Origin of the sequence: Pelagerythrobacter marinus (genome assembly GCF_034375205.1) — a bacterium.
Taxonomy (GTDB): domain Bacteria; phylum Pseudomonadota; class Alphaproteobacteria; order Sphingomonadales; family Sphingomonadaceae; genus Pelagerythrobacter; species Pelagerythrobacter marinus.
The window spans coordinates 89,727-108,113 of the sequence record NZ_CP139719.1 but is presented as its reverse complement, the minus strand read 5'-3'; the positions used below and the strand labels follow the sequence as shown (position 1 = coordinate 108,113).

Annotated in this window: 21 protein-coding genes; 3 read left to right on the top strand and 18 right to left on the bottom strand. The window is 63.2% G+C overall.

Annotation, left to right across the window (positions count from 1 at the left end; all coding sequences use genetic code 11):
- Positions 1-449: 449 nt before the first annotated feature.
- Together T8T98_RS00530 and T8T98_RS00525 are read right to left on the bottom strand one after the other, a co-directional pair.
- The gene (locus T8T98_RS00530; protein ID WP_251104372.1) at positions 450-1,379 is read right to left on the bottom strand and encodes a bile acid:sodium symporter family protein; all 930 of its coding nucleotides are present in this window, start codon (positions 1,377-1,379) and stop codon (positions 450-452) included.
- Positions 1,380-1,414: 35 nt separating this feature from the next.
- The gene (locus T8T98_RS00525) at positions 1,415-3,415 is read right to left on the bottom strand and encodes an FTR1 family protein (RefSeq protein ID WP_407675057.1); all 2,001 of its coding nucleotides are present in this window, start codon (positions 3,413-3,415) and stop codon (positions 1,415-1,417) included.
- Positions 3,416-3,518: 103 nt separating this feature from the next.
- Between T8T98_RS00525 and T8T98_RS00520 the strand changes: the two genes are divergently transcribed.
- Entirely contained in the window at positions 3,519-3,872 is a 354-nt protein-coding gene (locus T8T98_RS00520) for an ArsR/SmtB family transcription factor (RefSeq protein ID WP_251104374.1), read from the top strand.
- A gap of 188 nt (positions 3,873-4,060) precedes the next feature.
- On the opposite strand, the gene T8T98_RS00515 is transcribed toward T8T98_RS00520, so the two are convergent.
- The 16 genes from T8T98_RS00515 to T8T98_RS00440 form a co-directional block, all read right to left on the bottom strand.
- Complete coding sequence (locus T8T98_RS00515; protein ID WP_251104375.1) at positions 4,061-4,981, bottom strand: HEPN domain-containing protein; 921 nt, start codon at positions 4,979-4,981, stop codon at positions 4,061-4,063.
- A 177-nt stretch (positions 4,982-5,158) separates the two neighbouring features.
- Complete coding sequence (locus T8T98_RS00510; protein ID WP_251104376.1) at positions 5,159-5,590, bottom strand: CopG family transcriptional regulator; 432 nt, start codon at positions 5,588-5,590, stop codon at positions 5,159-5,161.
- Entirely contained in the window at positions 5,587-7,578 is a 1,992-nt protein-coding gene (locus T8T98_RS00505; protein ID WP_251104377.1) for a conjugal transfer protein TraG, read from the bottom strand. Before T8T98_RS00505 ends, T8T98_RS00510 begins: the two co-directional genes overlap by 4 nt.
- A 98-nt stretch (positions 7,579-7,676) precedes the next feature.
- A complete protein-coding gene (locus T8T98_RS00500; protein ID WP_251104378.1) occupies positions 7,677-8,279 on the bottom strand; it encodes an RES family NAD+ phosphorylase in 603 nt (200 codons plus the stop codon).
- 100 nt (positions 8,280-8,379) lie between these two features.
- A complete protein-coding gene (locus T8T98_RS00495) occupies positions 8,380-8,811 on the bottom strand; it encodes an antitoxin Xre-like helix-turn-helix domain-containing protein (protein ID WP_251104379.1) in 432 nt (143 codons plus the stop codon).
- A 72-nt stretch (positions 8,812-8,883) separates the two neighbouring features.
- Positions 8,884-10,653: a relaxase/mobilization nuclease domain-containing protein gene (locus tag T8T98_RS00490; protein ID WP_251104380.1), complete on the bottom strand. Its 1,770-nt coding sequence runs from the start codon at positions 10,651-10,653 to the stop codon at positions 8,884-8,886.
- 213 nt (positions 10,654-10,866) lie between these two features.
- Positions 10,867-11,496, bottom strand: a complete 630-nt coding sequence (locus T8T98_RS00485) for a lytic transglycosylase domain-containing protein (RefSeq protein WP_251104381.1) — start codon at positions 11,494-11,496, stop codon at positions 10,867-10,869.
- Between the two features lie 22 nt (positions 11,497-11,518).
- Positions 11,519-11,851 (bottom strand): DUF736 domain-containing protein, encoded by a 333-nt coding sequence (locus tag T8T98_RS00480; RefSeq protein WP_251104382.1) that lies wholly within the window; start codon positions 11,849-11,851, stop codon positions 11,519-11,521.
- A gap of 12 nt (positions 11,852-11,863) precedes the next feature.
- Complete coding sequence (locus tag T8T98_RS00475; RefSeq protein WP_251104383.1) at positions 11,864-12,430, bottom strand: S26 family signal peptidase; 567 nt, start codon at positions 12,428-12,430, stop codon at positions 11,864-11,866.
- Positions 12,427-12,849, bottom strand: coding sequence for a DUF2840 domain-containing protein (locus T8T98_RS00470; RefSeq protein WP_322295770.1), 423 nt, complete (start codon positions 12,847-12,849; stop codon positions 12,427-12,429). Before T8T98_RS00470 ends, T8T98_RS00475 begins: the two co-directional genes overlap by 4 nt.
- A 266-nt stretch (positions 12,850-13,115) precedes the next feature.
- Positions 13,116-13,997: a replication initiator protein A gene (locus T8T98_RS00465; RefSeq protein ID WP_054527881.1), complete on the bottom strand. Its 882-nt coding sequence runs from the start codon at positions 13,995-13,997 to the stop codon at positions 13,116-13,118.
- 9 nt (positions 13,998-14,006) lie between these two features.
- Positions 14,007-14,279: a helix-turn-helix transcriptional regulator gene (locus T8T98_RS00460; RefSeq protein WP_251104384.1), complete on the bottom strand. Its 273-nt coding sequence runs from the start codon at positions 14,277-14,279 to the stop codon at positions 14,007-14,009.
- A 571-nt stretch (positions 14,280-14,850) separates the two neighbouring features.
- Entirely contained in the window at positions 14,851-15,072 is a 222-nt protein-coding gene (locus T8T98_RS00455) for a hypothetical protein (protein ID WP_010240235.1), read from the bottom strand.
- A 400-nt stretch (positions 15,073-15,472) separates the two neighbouring features.
- Positions 15,473-15,859, bottom strand: coding sequence for a single-stranded DNA-binding protein (locus T8T98_RS00450; RefSeq protein WP_054522840.1), 387 nt, complete (start codon positions 15,857-15,859; stop codon positions 15,473-15,475).
- Between the two features lie 269 nt (positions 15,860-16,128).
- Positions 16,129-16,398 carry a hypothetical protein gene (locus T8T98_RS00445; protein ID WP_251104385.1) on the bottom strand — a complete coding sequence of 90 codons (270 nt, stop codon included), beginning with the start codon at positions 16,396-16,398 and terminating at the stop codon, positions 16,129-16,131.
- Between the two features lie 71 nt (positions 16,399-16,469).
- Positions 16,470-16,823 (bottom strand): hypothetical protein, encoded by a 354-nt coding sequence (locus T8T98_RS00440; protein WP_010240464.1) that lies wholly within the window; start codon positions 16,821-16,823, stop codon positions 16,470-16,472.
- Between the two features lie 457 nt (positions 16,824-17,280).
- Here T8T98_RS00440 and T8T98_RS00435 point away from each other — a divergent pair, with 457 nt between their 5' ends.
- Both T8T98_RS00435 and T8T98_RS00430 read left to right on the top strand, forming a co-directional pair.
- Positions 17,281-17,646, top strand: coding sequence for a PRC-barrel domain-containing protein (locus T8T98_RS00435; RefSeq protein WP_119587676.1), 366 nt, complete (start codon positions 17,281-17,283; stop codon positions 17,644-17,646).
- A gap of 487 nt (positions 17,647-18,133) precedes the next feature.
- Positions 18,134-18,367: a hypothetical protein gene (locus tag T8T98_RS00430; RefSeq protein WP_251104386.1), complete on the top strand. Its 234-nt coding sequence runs from the start codon at positions 18,134-18,136 to the stop codon at positions 18,365-18,367.
- The last annotated feature ends 20 nt before the right edge of the window (positions 18,368-18,387 follow it).

Sequence of the window (18,387 nt, the reverse complement as noted above, 5' to 3'; positions counted from 1 at the left end):
AACATGACTGTTGGAGCTACGCTCCTTCGCAAGAACGTCAAGTACTGCCCTAGCCTGCAGACTGGTGCGTATAGCCTCGTGGGATGAAGGAACATTGCGAAAAGCTGTCATAGCGCAAGCATAGATCATCGACAGCAGGTGGCAAACATAACGGGAACGAAATGCACTGAATCTTCATTTTCCAGAGAGCGCAGCCAAATGCTCCGAAACAGCGTCGAATCCGCCAGCTGTTCTCCCGCGACGGAGTGTCGATTCTTGCAGTGGTCCAGCACTCATACCGTAGTGGGGTCTGTCCGCTTCAGCCGGTCGTGCGCACTGCGGACGGTCTCAAATGGGCCGCTACCGGACAGTCTCTTTCCGGCGGCCGGACTCAACGAAGCGAATGCTAGTTTACGCTCCGATTACCGACAATCGCTAGGTCGGTTGCAATTAGGTGTTGTTTGGTGAAGCTAAGGCTGGCGTCCCGAAGCCAGCATCTTGGCGGCGATCGGCGAGGTCATCATCTGGATCACAGCGAAGAAGGCCGCCGGGACCGCGATTTCAGTCGGCAGTCCGGACGCTGCCACGAACGCCGCAGCGATGCTGAATTCCTTTTTGCTTACGGTGAAGAGGTAGGCGATGACCTCTTCACGGCCCGCGGCGAAGACCTTTGAGACCGAGCCCACCGCATACCCAATAAGATTCAGCAGCAGGGCGGCAAAAGCGATGACCACCGCGAACCAGCCGTAGCCGAGAATCACATCTGCGTTGGGCCCCACTACAGCAAGCAACAGCAGCAGATAGAATATCGAACCGATGGCGGGATAGGCACTGTCATGGCGGCTGATTGCGGACGGGAACCGCGTGCGCAGGAATACCCCGGCTACGGTCGGAACCAGCACGACGAGAATCAGCTCGAGCACGACCGCCCCCACCGGAACCTGGAGCTCGATGCCGGTGAGAACTAGAAAGAGAAATGGAACGATGAACGGCGAAAGGGCTGTGTTCACCGCGTTCAGCACGGCCGCGAGCGCGACGTTACCTTTCGCCAACAGGACCAGCAGCGGTGCCGAGACATCCGTCGGCAGCGTGCCGACCAGCGTCTGACCCGCCGCGAGATGACCCGAGCCGAAGAACACGCGGCCGATGAGCCATCCCGCGAGCGACATCGGACCATAGACCAGCCCGAGTGCCCAGAGCTGCCGGTCCGGCTTGCGAAGAACCAGCTTCACCGCATGGGCATCGAAGGTGAGGCTGATGACCAGCATGAGCGCGGCCAGAAGCGGCCCAATGCTGCCTGAGAGGACAATGCCGACCGACGGAACCAACAGACCGAAAGCGGCTGCCAGAACCGCAAGCAGCAGGAGATTGTTCTCAACAAAGGCGAGCAGCTTCTGCATTCGGTGGTCCTGGATTATGCGCGAGCGGTGTACCGTCAGACGGTGCGCTGCTGGCCGAACTTGCGCTGGTTCCAGACAAAGCCGAGCGCGAGCAACACGACCATGAGCACCTGGGCCAGGATTGTCTCACGCGTCGGATAGAGCCCGAGCAGTTCGCTGCGCGGGAACCCTGGCCAGGGGGTAATGGGCAGATAACCTGCCTCCTGCAGCGCCGCGCTCCCCTTGCCGATCAGCACTACCGCCAGGGCGGCGATCAATGCCGAGCTGTAGGCGAAGAACTTTCCGATCGGCAGGATCCGACTGTAGCGCATCATCGCAAAGGCAATCACTGCCAGCACCGCAGATGCCGCCAGCGCGCCGGCAAGAACCGCGCCGCCATTCCCCTGACTCCAGATCGCGGCATAGAACAGGATCGTCTCGAACACCTCTCGATAGACCACGAGGAAGACGAGGCCGAAAAGGAACCATGCCGAGCGGCGATTGAGCGCTGCGCCCAGCTTCTCACGGATATAGCGCTGCCACGCATCGGCATTGCTCTTGCCGTGCATCCAGATACCGACCCACAGCAGAACCAGAGCCGCGAATACGCCGCCGAATCCTTCGGCCAGTTCGCGACTGGCCCCGCTGATCGTAACCAACCAGGTCGCTGCCCCCCAGGTCGCAGCGCCGGCGACAAGTGCCGCCACCCAGCCGCCATGCACATAGGCTAGCACATCGCGCCGATCCGCCTTGGCCAGGAAAGTGATCATGGCGACGACAATCAGGATCGCTTCCAGGCCTTCGCGCAACAGGATCGTGAAGGCGGCGACGAAGCTGGAAGTTGCTGAAGCCTCGCTGGGCGCCAGCGCGCTCTCCGCCTGTTCGAACAAACCGTCGAGCGTCGCGATACGCTCGCGGATTGCTTCGGCCGGCTCGTCCCTTGCGATGCCGGAGCGTAATTCGGCCATCGCCTGTTCAATGCGGATCATCAGCGCATGATCGCGCGCCGACAGCACGGCTTCGACCGGCTCGAACCCGTCGAGGTAGGCCGACAGCGCGAGATCGGTCGCGGCCTTGCGGTCACCCTGCTCATATGCCGCCAGTGCTTCACCAAGCTTCGTGCGGGCGAGCGTCAGCGTCCCTGCCGTTTCCGCTCCGGCGGCGGCCTCTGGATTGCGTCGCAGATAGGCCATAAGTTGACGCGATTCGTCTTCGCCCAACTCGGCTGCGAGCGCCGCCGGCGTAGTGCCGACGAGCTTCTCGAGATCCAGTCGACTGCGCAACTCGGCATCGCTCTCCCACAGGGCCTGGCCGCGGCGTGCCGCATCTTCCGAATAGGCAAGCGATCCGGCGTAGAACGCCAGAGCCCAGCGGTCCTGCGGGGGCAGATCCGCGAAACTCATCATGCTGGTGCCTTCTAGCCCCTGTTCGATCACCTGATAGAGAGCGAAGATGCTACGCTCGCGCGCCCGCGACTCGTCGGTGAAAGCGATGGCGGGCGGATCGAGGCCGATAGCTTGCGGGCCATCCCCGTCTCCCGACACACCGTGGCAGCTTGCGCATTGCTGTGCATAGAGCGCCTTTCCGCGCGCGAAGTCCGGTGCGACGGTTGGGGCCAACGGAACCGGGTAGGCGGCGATAAGATCGGCCGCGAGGCCTCGCGATGCCGAGGAGATTGTCGGTGCGGGAGACTTCGCAGCGATAATCCGCTCGAGACTTGCCGCCTGCCGAGAAAGATCAGCCTTTGCCGACGATGTCGGCAGTTCGCCGATCAGCCGATTGGCCGTCGCGGAGAACTCGACCATCTCATCGAACTCGGTCTGGTTGACCACGTTTCCGTTCTCGACCGCTTCGGGGTAATCGACTGCAATGTAGTCAAGCAGCCTCCAGATCGTTTGCGCGGGGGCCGTTTGCGCGGAGGCTGGAGTCGCCAGCCCCGTGAGGGCCAAGACCACTAGCGTGATCGCCAACAGAGCAATCTGTCGCGCTCCATTGTAACAACGAAACAGAGGGCTTGGGAAAGACCACAGCGCTTGCCAGAATGAAACGATGGTCATCGCTGGCCCGCGCGTGGCGATCCGGTTAAGGTTCATCTCACTACCCATTGTGCACCGTCCAGATGGACGATTATATTTCAAGTAGATTTGAACTATCGGTCATATGAATGAAGATCAAGCCCTCGGTGCCTTTGCCGCCATTTCAAATGCGACGCGTCTGCGCATTGTCCGCATGCTGGTCGTGGCCGGGTCTGACGGTCGATCGGCCGGATTGATCGCTGAAGCGCTTGACGCACAGCCCTCGCGCATTTCCTTCCACCTTAATCAACTGGAACAGGCCGGGCTCGTCGAGAGCCGCCGGGAGGGCCGGTCGATCATTTACAGCGCCATCTTCCCAGCACTGTCGGATCTCGTCGCATTTCTTATGCGCGATTGCTGCGAAGGCCATTGCGCAGTCTGCGACAAGGCGATCGCATTGTTCGCAAAATGCACCGGACGGCCAACTGGCGAGGTCTGACCGAACGCCATCTTAGGGGCATCCGAATTCGGGACCGAATGCCCCGGATGTTTACGACTGGTCGTAAGGCGTGGCGCTGCCGCTGCCTCACACCCTAACGAGTGGCAGGTTTCGGGGTTTCGCTGCGACCGGCCGAATGACCGGTGTTGGCGCAAAGCGGACGAAATGAGCCCTCTGTGGACGGATGATTAGAGCGCCTCGCAGCGAAGCGCTTCGAGGCGCTCCGAGCACACCTCATGTACGACACGGCCGAGTTCCTCGACCTGCGCCCCCAGCCATTCGAGTTCTTCCTTCGCGATCCGGTAGTGTTTTGAGTAGCGCGCCTTTACGTAGGCTTCCTTGAGCTTCTCGAAGCGTGCGCGGTCGCGTTTCGTCTCGCGTGGCCAGATATAGGTCAGACGGGGATCGATGCGCTCGGCCTGGGTCCGTAGAAAACCGAGATTGTGCACGTGAGGCGTGTAAAACGTGCAGACCAGCAGGATGCAGTGATAGAGGCGCTCGGTCGCCTGATGCATGTCAAATGCAGCGTCCTTCAAGAATCCGCGCGAGATATCGAATTTCGCTATTTCGTACCGCTTTAGCGCTGATGGGTACCACTCATCGAAATATTCCTGCGCCATCTCGAGCGCCTGCGCTGGCGTCTTGGGCTTCGGCTGATGCAGTTCGCTGTCGTCGCACTGGTACAGCGCGATACCGTCTTGCGCGATATCCATGAAGAAATAGCGCCCGTGCGCCAGCCCGTCGTTCACCTCCTGCAACGTGTGGACGATGAAGTTGACCGGCGTGCGCAGCGCACCGGTGATCGCCAGCTCGCGGTCGAGCCGCTCTTCCAATTTGAGCCAGTACTTGACGCGATCGGCGATCCGTTTGTCGTTGACGATGATGAGCAGGTCGTAGTCGGATCGGTAGCCCTTGGCGGTGTGGGGCTCATCGACCCATCCTCCACGCGCATAGCTGCCATAGAGGATGATCTTGAGGATTCGGGCCTTCTTCTTCCAGTCGTGGTTCGCCAGCGCCAGCGCATCGCCGAACTCGTCGAATACGATCTCGACAACGCGTTCCAGTTCACGCTGTTTGTTCGGAGGAAGATGATCGAGATCGGTGCGCATTGATTTAACCCTAGCAAGCAGCTGGAATGGTTGCACCCTTACATTGCTGCGCGGTGCAATAACCGGCCACACCAAGCTCCCTCTGCTCTTCGAAGCCCGCCGAGCGAGAACTTCAAACCGCCCGGCCCAGGGCATTTTCGCGATGTCGCCTTCGTTTTTCCGGGCTCGAGATCGTCTTCAGCCGGGCTCTTGACCAGGCTCGCTCGCCCGCATCAGATCGTCCGCCAAATGCGTCTCGCGTTCGATGCGCCGGGCCAGCGCCTCGACGAAGTTCTCGAACCGCTTCTCGACACCGGCCCGTGCCGCCGCCGACGCCTCGCTTGCAGGCGGCGGCGTCGCGGCGAGCCATGACCGAAGATACAGCGCAAAGGCTTCGTTGCCGACCTCGATGTGGTAATCGAGCTTCTGCAACTGCCGCGTGATCCGGTCGAGGCGCCGACTGAAAGCAGCCTCCATCCGCTCCGACCCGTCGGGCGAAAGAAACGAGGCGATCGCCGCTTCGACCACCGATGCCTGCGATACCCGCTTGCGACCCGCATAGTCGGCCAGTTGCCGCGATAGATCGGGCGGGAGCCGGAAGGTGTGCTTGATCCTGTTGCCCTTGCTCACAGATCGATCCCGTCGCCGGGATCGAGCGCGGCCCGCCGCGCATTGGCGCGCATCCGGTCCGCGATCGCCCTGTTTCTGGCAGCCTCGTCGTCATCCCGTCGCTCGGTGAAATCGAACTCGTTCGGAGGCGGTGACCGGACGGGCAGTACGTCCTCGTGTTCCGGCAAATCGGGTTCACGGCGAATGCCGCGCTCGCCCGCGGCGTCCAGTACTTCCTCGTCGTCCGGCGCTGCCACAAGATCCGGCCGGACATTCGGCAGGGCGATCACATCATCCCAGTCATCGGTCCGGGTGCTGTCGGCCGATTGCTCCGGAACGGGCGGCCGCTCGACCCGTTTCTTCAGTCTCGGGTCGGCATAATAGCGCGCCTTCTTCGCGCGGATCGGATGGGCGCCGGCAAGCATGACGATCTCCTCGGTATCGGGGAGTTGCATGATCTCGCCCTGAGTAAGCAGTGCCCGGGCGGTCTCGGTGCGCGAAACCATCAGGTGCCCAAGCCAGGGGGACAGGCGGTGCCCGGCATAGTTCTTCATCGCGCGCAGCTCGGTCGCCGTGCCGAGCGATTCCGAGATGCGCTTGGCGGTGCGTTCGTCGTTGGTGGCGAAGCAGACGCGGACATGGCAGTTGTCGAGGATCGCATTGTTCTGGCCGTAAGCCTTCTCGATCTGATTGAGCGATTGCGCGATCAGGAACGCCTTGATGCCGTAGCCCGCCATGAAGGCGAGCGCGCTTTCGAAGAAATCGAGCCGGCCCAGAGCCGGAAACTCGTCGAGCATCAGGAGCAGCCGCCGACGATCCGATCCTTCGTCGAGGTCTTCGGTGAGGCGGCGCCCCAGCTGGTTGAGGATCAGGCGAACGAGCGGTTTGGTCCGGCTGATGTCGGAGGGCGGAACGACGAGGTAGAGCGTCGCGGGTCGCTCAGGGTCGACAAGGTCGGCAATGCGCCAGTCGCATTGCCGCGTTACCCTTGCGATCACGGGGTCGCGATACAGGCCAAGGAACGACATGGCGGTCGAGAGCACGCCCGAACGCTCGTTTTCCGATTTGTTGAGCAGTTCGCGCGCGGCGCTTGCCACGACCGGATGAACGCCCTCCTCGCCGAGATGCGGCGTGTGCATCATCGCGGCGAGTGTCGCCTCGATCGACCTCTTGGGGTCGGACAGAAAGGCCGCGACACCAGCCAGCGTCTTGTCCTCTTCGGCATAAAGAACATGGAGAATCGCGCCGACCAGCAGCGCATGACTGGTCTTTTCCCAGTGGTTGCGCCGCTCGAGCGAGCCTTCCGGATCGACCAATACGTCCGCAATGTTCTGCACGTCGCGGACTTCGCCGACGCCGCGCCGCACTTCCATCAACGGGTTGAACGCGGCCGAGGCCTCGTTGGTCGGATCGAACAGGAGGACGCGGCTGAACCGGCCGCGAAAGCCGGCGGTCAGATCCCAGTTCTCGCCCTTGATGTCGTGCACGACCGCCGAATGCGGCCAGGTCAGCAGTGTCGGAACGACGAGGCCGACGCCCTTGCCGCTGCGGGTCGGCGCGAAGCACAGCACATGTTCGGGCCCGTCGTGGCGCAGATAGAGATTGGCGCGCTGGCCGATCACCACGCCCTTGCCATCGAGGAGACCGGCATCGGCGATTTCGGAGCGCGTCGCCCAGCGCGCCGAGCCGTAGGTCGCGCTGTTGCGCAGCTCGCGGGCGCGCCACACCGACATGCCGATCGCGACCGCCACCGAAGCCAGCCCGCCCGAGGCCGCGATCATACCGCCGGTTTCGAATATGCGCGGGGCATAGGCCTCGTAGCTGAACCACCACCAGAAGATCGCATAGGGCGGGTAGACCGGCGTACCGAAAGCCGAAAACCAGGCAGCGCCCAGCTGTGGCTGAAAGCCCAGCGCTGCCGCGGTCCATTGCGTACCGGCCCAGATGCCGGCCAGCGTCAGGATGAAAACGGCGAGGATCTGGCCCCACAATATTCTGGTTGCCGACATGGTGCCTCCTTTTCGGAAGGCAGCAGGCCGAACGGGAACTGCGTTTCAAGCGCGGCACCGGCCAAATCGCAGTCTGGCGCAGGCAAAGAAACCGGCGGCTAGATCGCCTCGCAGGTGAACTCCGGTTCGCCTGACCATGTGAGGCGGTACATGGCGCCTTGCGCGACCGACTGCACGACATTGGGCCACAGAGCGGCGAGGCAAGTTCCGCCCGCATGGCGGACCGAGGGATAGATGATCCCGTTATGCCCTTCGCCGCGCGTCTGAGCCGCAAGAGCATTGCCCGCCGGATAGCCCTTCGCCACATCGGGATCGAGGCCGGGATGATCGGGAAGCCCGCGCAGATCGACGAATACGCCCGACATGCTGGCGATCATCTCGCCATATTCGACAATGGCGTTGAAATCGCCCGCATCGGCCAAGGCTCTCGTCAGGTGATGACCGACTTCGGCAATGCAGGTCTCCACCGCCAGGGCGGCGTACCACGCGCCGCGATTGGCCGGATTGAACCGGCCCGGCTCACGCGGTTTGGCATAGGCGAAACTCGCATTGATGAATCTGGCATGGGGGACGCCGTGAACGAGCTCATCGGCGGTCAGGGCGCCAAGCCCGCGTTCTTCGGCGATCAGCCGCCCACTGGTCGCGCCTTCGATCTCGGCCAGAAGGGCCAGATCGGCATCATCGTCGACAAGCGGCGCCATGACCGCTGCGCGCAACCGCGCGCTCGGCACGAGCCTGATAGTCCGCTCGAAGGCCTCGCGTATCGTCGGAAGGTCGGCCGACCGCAGGTCGGCTGGCCCCTCAGAGCCCGCCACGAAGCGCGTCGATATACTGCCGGGTTTCGAGCATGCGCGGGATGCCGCCGGCGATCATCGCCTGCACCGGCGAGCGCCGGTCGAACACCGGCGCCTTGTTCGCCAGCTTCGGCCAGCGATCGGCCATGTCGTCGGCGAACAGCAGGTGCAGCCCCTTGAACAGGCCGATCAGCGCCGAAGCGCGGGTCAACTGGTCCTGGCTGAGCGTGCCTTCCCAGGTTCCCGCCTTCATCCGGTCCCAGGTGCTTTCGGAGACACCGAGCAGCGCGGCGCCTTCGGCATTGCTGCCGTCCCAGGCATCGACGAGCCGCAGCACGGCTTTCACCGCAGCGCCCGTCAGGCGGCGGCGATCATCATCGGCTGCAAAGGTCTGAAGTCCGCGCCGGTCTTCGACGTGCTTGAACGCTGCACTGGCCATATCGCATCTCCTGATGCGCTTATATGCGTCACATGATGCGATTGTCAAGATTTTCGTCATCGGTACATATCCTCAGACGGCCGGGCCGCGCGAGCGGGCAATACTCCAGTCGACACCGCCGCGCTGGTTGATCCTGCCGCTCACGGCCTGCCCCAGATGGCGTTCGAGATCCTGCCGCCAGGGGACGAGCTGGAATCCCATGCCATTGTCGATCATGGCGAAGCGGCCCGACGCGAGCATTACCCGCTCGCGATAGATCCCAGCTATATGGTCCCCAGCGGTGAATGGCTGGGCGATACCGCCATGACGTGCGGCCAGGGTGTCCCCTGCTTCGGCCAGTTCGTGGTCACGCAGCGTATCGAGGAGATCTCGCGCAAAGATGATGCGCTGCCCCTGCCGCCTGGCGAGCCCTTCTTCGATCAAGACCTCCGCCCGCCTGGCCAGTGCATCGCGAACCTCCGAGCCGAACCCGCCTGCCACTGGTCGAGGCCGCGGCGACACGAGCTGGCGGTCCAGCCATGTCGCGCCGCGCGCCTCGATCTGGCTCGCAATCGAGAGGTCCGACCGCGTCAGCAGGCTGGTCTGCTGTCCTCCCTTGCGATCGGTCCATGCGCCGGTCTCGACGATTGCGCCGGGAGCGGCATCGCCGGTCCGCTCGATGTCGGGAAAGCGCAGATGATGCGCGCGGCCGTCGATCCCGTCTACGATGACATAAGCCTCGCCGGTGAGCTCGTCGTGCAGTCCGCGTTCGACCAGCCTTCCTGTCAAGCGCTCGCCGCCGGATCGCGCATGCACAGAGAAGCGTCCAGTATCGCCGCCATGCTCCTGTGTAGCCATCGCCCGGTGCATGGTCCTGATGATGTCTCCGCGATCGCCGAGCTCCCGAAGCGTCGGCTCCAGCTCTTGCGCCAGCGTCCAGCTGGCGGGTCCGACTTGTTCGGCCAGCCCCATGCGTTCGAGCATCTGCGCACGGCCCAACAGGAATGTGCGATCCTTGCGCCTGCCCGATGCGCCCTCGGGCCGGAGATCGACGACACCATGCGCGTCCCGCTCTTTGTGGAGGCGGCGGTCGAGACCGGTCCAGCGCTCGGCGTCGACCTCGCGGCGAAGCGCTTGTCTAATATCCCGCTCGCTGCGCGGACCCAGCTCGATGGTCGCGCGCTCCTCGGCGCGAGCGCGCAGCCCTTCGCTGATGTAGCCTCGATCGATGACGAGATCCCTCCCATCGTCGGCTATCCCGCGGACGAGGACATGGATATGCGGGTTGTCGGTGTTCCAGTGATCGACCGCTACCCAGTCGAGGCGCGTGTCGAGATCGCTGGCCATGTCCTCCATCAACTCGCGGGTGAAGGTGCGCAGATCGGCCAGGTCGCTCGCATCCTCGGGCGAGACGATGAAGCGGAAGTGATGCCGGTCGTCCTCGCAGCGCTGTGCGAAGACATCTCCATCGGCGCGGTCGGACCGCGCATCGAACATCTGCCCCGACGATCCATCGCGGGTGACTCCGTCGCGTTCGAGATAGGCGATATGACGGGCGAGCGGCGCCGAGCGAAACCGGGCACCCCGGTGCCGCACCACGCGCGCCTTGATGACGACGCGCCTGCGAAACGCGTTGCGGCGGGACCGGAGCGCGGCGCGCCCGCCGCGACCGCGATGCCCGGTGCCGCGGCCACCTTTGCCGCGCCCAAGCGGTGTGAAGCCTGCCCGGCGCGAGACCTGGAGCACGCGTCCGACAAGCGAGCTGGCCTTGCGCCACGACCGCGCTCCGCTGTCCTGCGAACGGCCCGGCCTGATATCGAACTCATCACCGGGCACGGTCGGCGGAACCAGGCGACGGCGCATTTGCCGTTGAATTCGCGAGGAAATTGCGCTGGAGCGACGGCAGGGCCGAAGGACCGACGGCGGTGAATGTCGAAGAAAACCAACCACCTGCAGCCCGCCCGACGGCGCTGCTTTTATCTCGCCATCCCCCCTTTCCCTTTCCGATGGTCCTGCCTGTCCTTCGCCAGACTTCGCCAATCGATGAGGCCTCGCGCTGCGCTGCGCAAGCCGGCCTCATCGGTCGCTGACCGTCGAGACAGGTGCGAACAGGTCGTGTGCCGGCTCGGCCGGGCGGGCGAAGGGGTTTGCGGGCAAGTCGGTTTCGCCGTGCGCGAGCGATAAAGGCTCCGCGGGCGCAGGCGACTTCGCCTCTGCCAGGAACATGCGATCGGCCTGCAGCAGCGACGTTACTCTCGCGACATAATCGCGCGTTTCGAGCGGGAGCGGACGCCGTGCGGAGAGCCACTGCTCGTAGCGGCCAGGACCCGCATTATAGGCCGCGAGGAAGCCTTCGGTGCCGTAGCGATCGAACATCTCGCGCAGGTAGGATGTACCCGCCAGGATGTTGTCGCGCGGATCGAACGGGTCGCTGCCGAGCGCGAACCGGTCGCGCTGGCGCGCCCAGGTTCCGGGCATCAGCTGCATCAGGCCCATCGCTCCGGCGGGCGAGACCGCGCGCGTACGCCCGGCACTTTCGATCCGGATGACCGCATAGATCCAGTGCTCGGGAAGGCTGAAGCGCTGCGCGGCCTCGCGCACGTGCATGGCGATGTCGATGCGCTGCGCGCCCCGGTCGCTGGTATCCGTCTGAGCGGATGCCGGCGCCGGGCACGTTAATGCGAGCACGGCGAACGCGGCGAGCATGCCTCGTGAACCGCGCACGGGTTCAGTCCTTCGCCTTGCGGCGCGCGGGACGCGACCACATCAGGACATGTGAACTGGAATCGGACCGGAAGAGATTGGCGCGCAGCGGCTGGGCCAGCGCCGGGTCGTCGATCAGGACCGCGACAAAGGGGCCGGCCTTGTCGCCCACGTGTTTCCAGCCTGCCCCTACCTCGTAAGCGGCGTCGCCGTCGCCGGCCATGATCCGGTAGTCCGGCGCGTTGTCGGTATCGCCGGGCTCTGCCGCGACAATGGTCAGCGCGCTGTCGATCGTGAGCGTCCGCAAGCGCCCCTCGAAGCCATCCGGGGTCGCGATAAAGGTGCCGATGCAGTTCATGGAATATCTCCTTCATTGACGGTGGGGTTGGGAATTTCGCGGGAACCTGGCGAACCAGACGTGATCGCCGTCACCCGCCTCGTCGGTCCAGACAGGGCGCGCCCGCCCGATGACGCGATGACGCGCGAGCGGCCCGAAATAGCGTCCGTCGAAGCTGCCCGGCGCGCGCGGATTCATCACGAAGATCTCGTGCGCGGCAATGGTCCGGCACCCGTCCCAGACAGGCAGGGCGCGCCCCGTCCGGTCGCGTGCGCGCGCCGATGCGGCCGGACTTGCATTGATCGTGATCGCGAGGCCGTTGCGGCAGACCGTGTCGCCGGGCAGCGCCGCGACCTCCTTCATGAGCGGCACACCTGCGGGAAGGTAACCGCGCCGTGCGAGGTAATCCCGCAATCTGTGTGGAGGATCGAGTGCGACGCGCTCGCCGACATGCAGTCCGGCTGCATCGCCGATGTGATAGAGCCCGGTCGGCACGCTGGCCGTCACATTCCACACGAATGCGCGCGAGAGCGGCACGACGACGCTCAGCAGAGCTGCCGCGGCAGCCGTGCCGGCAACAAGGACCGTGCCGCGTTTCATGGCCAAAGCTTTCGGCGCCGGAGCCAGACGCGATGCCGTGCTGGCGCATAGGCGCGCGGCGGCTGGCCCGCGACCAGGCGATTGTGAACATGCCGCCAGTGATCGGGCGCGGCTTCGCACGGGTCGGTGCCCGCTGCCTCGACCGCATCGATCAGAGCAAGGACGCGCCGCACGCGTGGCCAGCCGTGCACCGAGAGCAGCAGCTCTCCGCCCGGATCGACCTGCGGCACCGTCGTATAGACCTCGGTTCGACCGACTGCGCGCATGATGTCGAGTGTCGAGCGCACGGTCCCGTAGTCGTTCGAAGCCCACCGAACCAAGGCAAAGACCTGTCCCGGAGCATAGCTTTCGATACGCGTCCGGCGATTGAGGATGCGCTCTGCAACGGGCTTGCCGAACCGAAGCCAGTCTTCCTGCACGCCGCCGCGCCACACCAGCGTGACATGCGTAAGTGGCGGATCACCGGAACCTGCCTCGACCGGTTCCGGAGGCGGAAGCGAAGCGCGCGCTGCGCTTTTGCACAGGCGTGGCTGTGTTAGCAGGAATCTGAAAGATTCCTTGTTAGCATTGTTAAGGGCTTCGCAGGCGCCGCGTTTTCGGCGAGTCGCGCAGGCTCCCGGTTCCCGATAGTCCGGGAATAGGGTTCCCGATCGTCCGAACGTCATGGTTCCCGATAGTCCGAACATCACGCACCCTTTTCCACAGGGGGCAGCCCGATACGGCGCCGCGCGGACGCGAAGGGATCGACAGGCGCTGCAACGAACAGGAGCCGCTCGCGGCCGAACTGGTGCTCAAGAGCGAGATTGTAGCCGGGGAGCGACTGGCGGCGAACGATGGCCCGCACTTCGAAAGCGAAACGCTTCAATGGCGAGAGCGCGCCGGACTTCAAATGCAGGTGCGAAATGTCGAAACTCCACCCGCCCTTCTGCTTCCCGCCATGCTTGCGTACGATGCGATAGAGCCAGCGCTCAAGACCGCCGGTAAGCGCGAAATAGGCCGGGTCGATGGTCAGGACGAGCGCACGATCGAGCACGCCCTCGTAGAGCCAGTCCGGCACGATCATTTCGATGCCGAGCGCGCGCCCGTTGTCGTCGAGCCGTTCGCGCCATTCGTTGATCCAGGAAAATCGTCGGCGGCGTCGCGCCCCGGCCTGCCGGATGGAGGTGGCAATGCTGGTCGACTGCAAGCGGTCGAGCGCCGCCTTCAGGCGCTCGTAGCCAGCCTTTCCGGTTCCGCGCCGGGTGAAGGTAAGGATTTCATGGGGCGTCGCCGCGATAAGGCGCGAGGTGGCTTTGCCGGCATCGCGCGCCTCGACGATCTGGCTCGCTACCCAGATCAGTACATCGGCGTCCCAGATGGTGGCCATGCCATGTTCGGCGGTCGCTTCGACCAGAATGGCGACCTCGCCCATGCGAAAGTCGATCGGCTTCACGCGTTTTGTCTTGGCGAGGCTGAAGAAAGGCCAGGCCATCAGATCCTGCGCATCGCGCGCGGCGATGTCGCTGCCCGCGCCGACGAACAGGTCGAGCTGTCCGGCCCCGCCGTCCGATGTCTTCAAGGAGCGCATGGTATCGCCTCAGCGCCGGACCGGACCGGTGTAGCCGTCGATCCGCTTGGCAGGATGAACGACGCCCTTGCCCGGATCGCTGGTCGAATGGCGCAAGCCCTGCTCGGCCCAGGCGTCGAGATCTTCGGGCCGATAAACGATGCGACCGCCGAGCTTGTGGTAGACCGGCCCTGTTCCATAGCATCGGTGCTTTTCGAGCGTGCGCGGCGAAAGCCCCAGATGCACCGCGGCATCTGGGGTGCGCAGGTAGCGGGGACGGACCGGATCGGGAACGGCGGGCATGGGGTTAGCTCCAAGAGGCTCGGGTGGCTGCGGCTAACTGCCGCTGATTGCGGAGGGTGATGGCGCATGCCTTGGCGATGGGGGGAGCGACACGATGCTGCGTTCGGATTTGTCGCCCCTACCGATCATGAGCTCGGCAGCATCGAGGAAGGGCGGCATCCGTGCAGGGCCCGACGCTATTGCGCCGCTCGGCAGACTTTCGGCTGCAATGCCGAAAGGTCCGAAAAAGATGCCGCACCTGCGATAGAGGCAGCGGCCAAGGGCCTGTGGGAAGCAAGGCAAGCGGGGCCTGTCGCGGCCGTAGCTTCCCGCTCGCCCGACCCGCTGCCGGTTCGCAAGTGCGTGCGGGGCCCCGGAACGCATAATGCCGCACCCTCAGGAGCGCATCGCCAGATGCGCGGGACAGAGTGCGTCCCCAGCCCCGCTCGACATATCCCGAAGGCCCGTGGGCCAGGCTGATATTCGGAGAAACGCCGGTTTCTTCTGGATCGACATCTTGACCCTAGCGCTCAGCTACGGAAACACGAGAAAAGGGCAGGAACCGCTGCTGGCCCCTGCCCTGCCGAATGTCTCAGAATTCGTCGAGCATTCCGCCATGGACGGTATGAACGACCCGGATCGCAAGATGCGGGGGCAGCGCGTTGTAATCGCCTTCGTCGACCGCGCGATATCCGAGTTCGTCATCCTCGATAACATGCTGGTCGAAGAAGCTGTGCAAGGCCCGTTGCTCAGCTGTTTCCAGAGCCTCGAAATAATTGCGCGAAGGCAGTGTGCATTTCGTGAAATAGGTCATGATAATCCTCCTGAAATCTGTCGCGAGACGACAGGAGGTTGGCCGATGGGCCCGGGCAGACCGGGTCACAGGATCGCCTGACAGGGCGACCGCGAAGCGGCGCAGGGGGAAACGGTTTTGTCCGGTGCCGGATGCAATCCGGCGGCGGACAAAATGGTGGGGCCCCTGCCGTCCTTGATGCGGGCGGCGCGGGACCATCATGCTGGAAATGCGGTAAGCCAGGCCAATCCAGTCCACCTCAAACGACCGTTTCAGATGATCGCTGCCATAATGGGTCGGGCCCTCCGGGCAGCGCCTGGCTATTCCCCGGAGAGAAGAACGAGCGGAAGGACGTGTGAACAGCGAAAGAGGCCCTGCCGTTTCCGGCAGAGCCTCCTTTGGCTGGTTCGATGGCGCCGGATCAGTCGATCGGAGGAGCGTCCTGGTTGTCGCCGCCATTGGCCCGCGAGAGGAAATCGACCTTGTCGGCAAGGATCTCCGAGCCATACCGCGTCACACCGTCCTGGTCTTCCCACTGCGTGTAGTGGATACGGCCCTGGACCGAGACCAGCTGGCCTTTCGAGCAATACTGACCGACGGTCTTAGCAAGGCCGTTGAAGCAGGTCACACGGTGGAATTCGCTGTCCTTGGCGGTGTAGCCGTTCTCGTCCTTGTAGGTCTTGCCGTCCTTGTCCCGCGCGGGACGATCGGTGACGACAGTGATCCCGGTAACGCTGGTTCCGCCCTTGGTTTCGCGGGTGTCCGGATCGCGGGCGATACGGCCGGTGAGGATTGCGATATTGGTCATGAGATAAGTTCCTTCAGTTCCTCAAACCGGAGACCATCTCCGGCTTGCGAACATTCAGAAGAAGCAGGGCATGGGAGGACTGCACCGCAGGCCTGAAGGGCCGAAGGGAAACCCGTTCATGACGGGTGGTGCGGGCAGGCGGCGAAGCCGCCAACACGGCCGGAAAGGAACGGGTTGCGGCTCCTCAGCTGACCTGGTTCAGGACTGTTCGCGAAGAAAGCCGGATGGGTATCGGGTGCGGGTCTGAAGGTGCCAAGACCCTGCTGCAATCAGCTTACCTCATTGACTTCCGATGCCGCCAGGAAATCCATGAAGTTGCGGGCTGCTTCCCGGTCTTCCTCGTTCTCGAAGGCCACGTCGAGGTCGGGGGCAGACCCGAGCAGGTAGAGCATGGCGCACAGGGCAAAGCGTTTTCCCCGGTCCTGCTCCAGACCGAGATCGACCTGGCATCGCTCGATCCCCGAGGCCAAGGTTTCTGCGCCGACCGCTCCAGGATCGGCAGTGCCAAAATAGCGCATGAGAAGCGTATCGAGGTCCATCGCACTCTTTTCGGATCATCGGTCGGGCCGCGGCGAGGAAGGCCAGCATTCGTGGCCCGGTCAAGCGTCGCTCAATCAGCGGTGGGTTGCTCGCGAAGCCGCCGGGCGCGCTCGACGAAGTGCTCCATCTGGGTGGCGGCATGCAGGGTAAGCGGATGCGGCTTTGCATCGGCACGCGGGGATATGAATTCCGCGATTTCTTCGATTGCTGCAAGCTGATCGGCGCTGGCCTTCGACAGAAGGCCGAGCACCATGTTCTCAAGGGCGATCACCCTGATGCGCAATTGGATGATCTCGGCATCGGAAAGTGGCGGAATATCCCATTTCTCGCAATCGGCAGCGAGCGCTTCCTGCGGCCCGCAGGGCAATGCCCCGCCTTCGTCTTCCCAGCGCGACAGCGCCCCGGCTTTTCCCGTTTCCGACATATGCGGTTCCTTTCATAACCAACGAGGCGATCGTCTGCACGCTGCTCACATAACACAAAGCCCTACCGGGATGCGCCTGGCACGGCGACAGCGAAGCCGGGCAAACGGAACCCCGCGCGCCGGGTTGGCCTTCACGCGGGGTTCCTGAACGACCCCTTGGGGGCACCTGCGACCCGCAGGGCTTCGGGGGTAGGCGGGGCCGTCCTTTCCTGATCTTGCGATGTTCGTTGCGATTTCCTGCCGAGGATATCTCCTGAATAGCCGTGTCACCGGGAAACGCGTCCGATCACATACCTTCCATGTCGTGATCGGCCATCGAGGACATGTCATGGGCCGCCTAGCCAGTCAGGGACGAAGACCACATCAGCGAGACGATGGGGAAACTATTTCCGCGGCTCGAGCGTTGTAGGATTCAGCGCAAGTCACTTTAACGGTTACAGAAAGAGGAGCTCTCACTATGCCGAATGAAAATGTTCGAAGCAGCGCTCTGATCGGCAGCGATCGTGTCGAAGGAACGGCGGTCTACGGGGCGAATGGCGATAAAATTGGCACTGTCGAACGTGTGCTTATCGAAAAGCGTAGCGGTCAGGCGCGCGATGTTGAAATTTCGGTCGGCAGCTTTCTCGGCATGGGCGGTGAACTGCATAGCTTGCCTTGGGAAAAGTTTGAATACGATTCCGAACTAGGTGGCTATCATCTCGACGTTACTGAAGATCGATTGAAGGAAGCGCCGAGCTACAAGGACAGCGAACGCGACACCGTCTACGACCGCGATTACCAAACCCGCGCTTACGAATATTGGGCCGTCACCCCTTACTGGTGATAAAATTACATGCCCTGAATCTCGAAGTATATGACCCAGTTGCAAAATCATGAGTACATGCCGGGTAAATTGAAGGCTAAACAAAAGCCTCGACGTGCCTTTTATCGGCCGGGCGCACTTGAGCCATCAAGGAGTTCGTCCTAGGCAAGCGAAAGATGCAATCCCTGCCTGCTTATAAGGTTGGTTGACGCCGACTTCCAAGGCCAAAGGAGTTCACTGGTCGAGTGATCGGCGCGCCTACCTGTCCGGCACGAAAAACCGGCGTCGGTCGTATGCTCCTTTTTATTGGCAAGCCAGAACCTGAAAGGTCTCGCGTATGTCTCGCGCAGGTTCCGATGGAACGTTCGAGATTTCACAACGCATGATCGTGGAGGCGATCCGGTGCTGGGAAGCTGCTAAGAAGAGTGGCTTGGCGCGCCAGCCTCGTCTATACCAAACTCTAGCCGACTACCGTCTTGAGATTCTTGCCCCGGCTTTCGATAGCCTCATGACCATCTTCGAGGCGGCCATGAAGCGGCCCCTCATTGTCGGCGCAGACTGCTATCCAAGCGCTGATGAGTCTGTCCTGATCGGCATGCTCGTCGAACCCGGGAACGCGGAGAATCATTTTTGCCGCTCCGAGGAGGAACTCGCTTTGCTGGTATGTGCCTTGCGCTCGATACGGCTGATGATAGACTGCACCGTCACTGTGGCACCGGATGACCACCGATACGAAAATTAGAGGCCGGCTGTCTCCGCCAG

Bases quoted from the DNA above. Each gene is read 5' to 3' on its own strand.
- T8T98_RS00450 (WP_054522840.1), bottom strand. From the start codon at position 15,859: ATGACCAATATCGCAATCCTCACCGGCCGTATCGCCCGCGATCCGGAC.
- T8T98_RS00475 (WP_251104383.1), bottom strand. From the start codon at position 12,430: ATGAAACGCGGCACGGTCCTTGTTGCCGGCACGGCTGCCGCGGCAGCT.
- T8T98_RS00505 (WP_251104377.1), bottom strand. From the start codon at position 7,578: ATGTCGGCAACCAGAATATTGTGGGGCCAGATCCTCGCCGTTTTCATC.
- T8T98_RS00445 (WP_251104385.1), bottom strand. From the start codon at position 16,398: ATGGACCTCGATACGCTTCTCATGCGCTATTTTGGCACTGCCGATCCT.
- T8T98_RS00530 (WP_251104372.1), bottom strand. From the start codon at position 1,379: ATGCAGAAGCTGCTCGCCTTTGTTGAGAACAATCTCCTGCTGCTTGCG.
- T8T98_RS00440 (WP_010240464.1), bottom strand. From the start codon at position 16,823: ATGTCGGAAACGGGAAAAGCCGGGGCGCTGTCGCGCTGGGAAGACGAA.
- T8T98_RS00500 (WP_251104378.1), bottom strand. From the start codon at position 8,279: ATGGCGCCGCTTGTCGACGATGATGCCGATCTGGCCCTTCTGGCCGAG.
- T8T98_RS00525 (WP_407675057.1), bottom strand. From the start codon at position 3,415: ATGACCATCGTTTCATTCTGGCAAGCGCTGTGGTCTTTCCCAAGCCCT.
- T8T98_RS00515 (WP_251104375.1), bottom strand. From the start codon at position 4,981: ATGCGCACCGATCTCGATCATCTTCCTCCGAACAAACAGCGTGAACTG.
- T8T98_RS00460 (WP_251104384.1), bottom strand. From the start codon at position 14,279: ATGCCCGCCGTTCCCGATCCGGTCCGTCCCCGCTACCTGCGCACCCCA.
- T8T98_RS00485 (WP_251104381.1), bottom strand. From the start codon at position 11,496: ATGCTCGCCGCGTTCGCCGTGCTCGCATTAACGTGCCCGGCGCCGGCA.
- T8T98_RS00490 (WP_251104380.1), bottom strand. From the start codon at position 10,653: ATGCGCCGTCGCCTGGTTCCGCCGACCGTGCCCGGTGATGAGTTCGAT.
- T8T98_RS00435 (WP_119587676.1), top strand. From the start codon at position 17,281: ATGCCGAATGAAAATGTTCGAAGCAGCGCTCTGATCGGCAGCGATCGT.
- T8T98_RS00520 (WP_251104374.1), top strand. From the start codon at position 3,519: ATGAATGAAGATCAAGCCCTCGGTGCCTTTGCCGCCATTTCAAATGCG.
- T8T98_RS00430 (WP_251104386.1), top strand. From the start codon at position 18,134: ATGACCATCTTCGAGGCGGCCATGAAGCGGCCCCTCATTGTCGGCGCA.
- T8T98_RS00455 (WP_010240235.1), bottom strand. From the start codon at position 15,072: ATGACCTATTTCACGAAATGCACACTGCCTTCGCGCAATTATTTCGAG.
- T8T98_RS00465 (WP_054527881.1), bottom strand. From the start codon at position 13,997: ATGCGCTCCTTGAAGACATCGGACGGCGGGGCCGGACAGCTCGACCTG.
- T8T98_RS00480 (WP_251104382.1), bottom strand. From the start codon at position 11,851: ATGAACTGCATCGGCACCTTTATCGCGACCCCGGATGGCTTCGAGGGG.
- T8T98_RS00495 (WP_251104379.1), bottom strand. From the start codon at position 8,811: ATGGCCAGTGCAGCGTTCAAGCACGTCGAAGACCGGCGCGGACTTCAG.